Here is a 4,598-nt window from a genome sequence, read left to right on the forward strand (position 1 = left end):
GCGAGCCTTTCGACCTCAGTCTCAACCTCTGCCAGTACGTCAGCTTCAACAAGTGCTTCGGCTTCGCAGAAAGCTTCGGAATCTACTTCAGTTTCAATGAGTAGTTCAAAGGCGACAGGGCATGCCAGTGAGACATCAAGTAGTCATGTTACTGCTACGAGCCAGACGGGGCCTGAAAGTGGTACAGGCTCAATGCGTTCAGAAGGTTTAGATACCAATGAGACATCACATTCATCAGATTTAACAACAAGAGCGTCAGTACCGACAGTCTCAGCACAAGCAGCAGAGGTTACCTCAGAAGTTACAGCAGTAGCTAATACTGCTCTGGCGGTGAGTATTGAGGCGGATAAGAAGCGTCAAGAGCAAGAAGCCAAGCTTAACTCACTGTCTACTGAAATTGGAACTTATCTAGGAAGACTAGGCAATCGTGAAGGAGCGGAAAGTGCCCTTCTAAAAGGAAAGACTACGATTGAAGCGATTCAAAATGCTTTGACAGATCCAAATGCTGACCTCAACGCTCTTATCTCTGAAGCTACTAGAACCCGTAATACTGTGGTCAATACGGTGTTGCGTGCAAATTCTGGACTTCGAGACAGCCGTAATGGGAGAGCACTTCCGACAGGAACAGGTTTCAGAGCAGCAACAAATATTGGAAATGCTACTTACACGCCAAAAGCAGCACTTCATGTTACGCCGGAAGATCAAGAAGATTATTTCGAGACAAAGGGGACAGCGTCTTTAAATAATGGTGTGGTAACCTTGACGAATACCACCAGCCAAGCTGGTTCTTACACCTTGAAAAACAAGATTGATATGAACGAAAGTTTCGTACTAAAAGGGAAAATCAATCTAGGTGATGCTTATGAGGGGAATACTCCTGTTCATGAGGGGGGAGATGGGATTGCCGCTATTTTCTCTACAGCTGGTATTGGTGTCATAGGGAACGCTGGTGCTAGTCTTGGGATGGGGGGAAATAATCTAAAATCTTCCTTTGGTTTTAAACTAGATACTTTTCATAATACGAGCACACCGAAAGCTGTACAGATGGCAGAAAAAGATCCGTACAGATTGAGAGGTGGTGGTGCTTTCGGTGGTTGGATTCAGAATGTGAATGGTAGGGTAAATACGGAAGATAGTACGGCTAAAAAGCTAACAGTAAATCCTACAAGTAATACTCTTGAAGACTATACAGTAACCTACAACGGTAAAACCAAAGATATGACAGTTACTTATGCTGGCCAGAGTTTTACTAAGAATATTGCAACCTGGCTTGGAGCAACGCGTGCTGTGACCCATCAATCAGCTGGGAATGAAGAATTAGCTTTTGCACTATTTGCATCCACAGGTGGTGCATGGAACCTACAGCAATTCCAATTGGAATCCTTCGATTACACCACAGGTGGATCTTACATTACGATCAAGTATGTAGATGATATTACGGGGGCAGAGCTCAAGCCATCTAAAACCATTTCTGGTCTAGGAGGCAATGTCCAAGATTTAACGAGTTACTTGGACATTCCTGGTTACAAAGTCCAACGAAATAATGCCAACACTTATAATCTCTACAGAGGCGGAAACAAGATTGAATTTAAAAAAGGAAAGGTAACGGTTACCTATACCTACTCTCCTACAGTAGAGAAAAAGGTGGATCGTATCTATACCTATGTTGGTGAAAATGCCTCTGATTTAACTGTCGCTCAAAATTTTGTAAAGACTCAAACAGGTGTGACCCTACCAAGTGATACCAAGTATGAATTTTTAACACCTTTTGATACGTCTGATCAAGGTGATAAACAGGCTACTGTAAAAGTCACCATGCCGAATGGCTATGTTCAAACAGTTGATATCCCCTACACTGTTTATCCATCTCTTAGCGCCAAAAGTCCAATCTACGACTTTAAAGGACAATCACTGACAAATGGTTCAGCTTCAGGTGGTGGTTATTACAGTTACCTTACGAAATTAGGTACGGGTGGTTGGTATCCTTCAGGGATGTCTTGGGGACTTTATGATGGGGTCACGAAGATTGATAATATCAATACCGATACGGTAGGTTATAAAGACTATACGTTAAAAGCAGTTTTTCCAAAGGGTCGGTATGGTGAAACGGAATCCAGCAAGTTACTGACGGTTTCATCTACTTTCCGACACATTGTTTATGATCTTGTTGCCAACCCGACACCAAGCCCTACGAGATCTTGGATCTTTACTCAAGGTGACAATGTTACAATTAATGCAATCAGCGCAGTACAGTATGCATCTGGTTCGAATGCAATCACTCCTGTGGCCAATGATACCTTCACTTGGAAAAACAATGATGCTCCGAGCATGGATCAAATCGGAAAATTCACGAAAACAGTTATTGTAAAAACTGGTGAGGATGGAGCAGGACATAGAGCCACTAAAGAGATTGATGTTGTCGTAACGGTCAATCCAAAAGTAGCAACAATCACGACTGATTTGACCGGTAAAGCTGGTATGAAGAATCAGCAGATTGCAGTAACAGCTTCACCAGGTGCAACTGTTACGTTGAGCAATTCGGCAGGGAGGGCTATTGGAACTGCGGTAGCTGATGCATCTGGGAATGCAACTGTCACAGTCACAACAGCTTTGCCATATGGAAATATCCAAGCAAGTACATCTAAGACAGGGCCGACAGAAACAGGTGGCACAGCGACTTACACAGCTTCTGGAAATTCAAAATTAGCGACTTATGCTGCACCTAAAGCGAAAGTGGATAAGATCTATGCTCTTTATCGGGAAAGTTCTCCAGAACTAAGTATTCCAAGTAATTTTGTAAAATTAGCTAATGATTTGGCTTTGCCTTCAGGAAGTTCAGTACGTTGGAAGACTTCAAAAGATCTAATCAATACCCATACGGTAGGGGATCGAGTTGCGGAGGTTACTGTTCAACTTCCAGGGGATTCTCAAACTTACACGGTTTCAGTTCCTTACACCATTTTACCGACGATTGAAGCTAAGAGTCCTATTTATGATCTTAAAGGCCAAGGTCTTCATAATGGAACAGATGAGAGTGATTATATTAAGTCAGACACTACAGATGTTTCTTATACAACAAAATGGACAGATGCATCTGGAGTCAGCTCTACCACTATCCCATTAACAGTTGATAACACGGGAACATTTACCTATGCTATTAAGCGGATTTATGATGTGGGGCGTTATGGGGCAACGACGGATACTTCTAAATTGCTTACGACTTCAACGACACTTGAACACCGTGTTATTGAAGTTACAACCAAACACAAAGTTTTCCATCAAAATGTAGAAGATGAAAATTATAGAACTAGTAAAGATCCGGCTAGTTGGGTGACTATTACGGGAAATCCTAAGTTTATAGGGGAATTCAGAGATGGCTTAGGACCAGACATTACAACTGCTGGGAAAGCTACATTAGACATTGCTTATACGATCACAGATGATAAGTCAGATATCCCTCTGACGATTCCAATAACTGCCGAATATACGGTTATCCCTACTCCAGTGATCTCTGAGGAGTCAGTGACAGAGACAGGTGGCTTACCAGGTAAATCTATTCAAGTCACGAACGTTCTACCTAGTTCCACGGTCACTTTGACTTTGAATGGGCATCAGTTTACCAAGGAGGCAGGAGCTAGTGATGAAAGTGTTACTTTTACGGCACAGGATCTGAAGCAAGCCTATGATGATAACAATGGCTTATTGCCTGTAGGTACTGTTACGGCTACAAGCACATTTGAAGGGGAAACTTCAGAAAAGGCTACAGCGACGATTACGGCAGAAACAGTGAAACCAACTGTTGAGTATAAGGTTAAGGTAAACGGCAAAGATCCTCAGATAGGAATAAATGGTGACTATGTTTTCTATGCTGGAGATGTCATCCAAGTGACCGTTACTGGTAAAGACAATAGCGGTAAGCTTGCTACCTTACGAGTAACTGGGAATGCGACTGTCCTTTCAGATTTCTTCCAGGGAAATACAAACTGGGGAACGGGTGCTATTCCAAATATTATCAATACCGTTATGAGCGATGACCAGACAACCTTTACCTTTACCGTTGTTCCAAAGAGTGACTTGATTTGGGGAGCAGGTAACCGTTGGGGACGTCGTGTAGAAGCAGTCGACCTAAGTGGAAATAAGACTTTATCTGATGAATTTGGTGTTAGACAAGGTCAATTAAAAGATCTATTTAACAAGCCTTCGATAACTGTTACACAAGTAAAGGATATCGGTCACTTAACAGAGACAGATAAAGCTAAAGTTCGTGAAGAAATCATGAAGGCGCATGATAGAGTGATTGCAAATGGCCGAGATCGTATTGCAAGTATTGAAATCAGTAACGATGGTGTTGCAACAGTCTATTACAAAGATTTCGATAAGAATCAAACAAATCAATCTCAATACCCACTAACAACATATACACAAAGTGAAACGGTATCAGATACTGTGTACAAGTCAGAATCAACAAGTACAAGTACATCTGCCAGTGAATCAGCAAGCACATCCGCAAGAGAAAGTGAATCTGTAAGTACAAGCGCCAGTGAATCCGCAAGTACATCCGCATCGCAAAGTGCTTTAACGAGTGCGAGTGAGTCGGC

General features: G+C 42.3%; 1 protein-coding gene. It reads left to right on the plus strand.

Annotated elements, in window-relative coordinates; translation table 11 throughout:
- Positions 1-96 precede the first annotated feature (96 nt).
- A partial coding sequence (locus HMPREF2877_RS10900) for a lectin-like domain-containing protein (protein ID WP_305366761.1) occupies positions 97-4,598 on the plus strand: 4,502 nt, incomplete at its 3' end.

Origin of the sequence: Streptococcus sp. HMSC072D03, from assembly GCF_001812855.1 — a bacterium.
Lineage (GTDB): Bacteria > Bacillota > Bacilli > Lactobacillales > Streptococcaceae > Streptococcus > Streptococcus salivarius_D.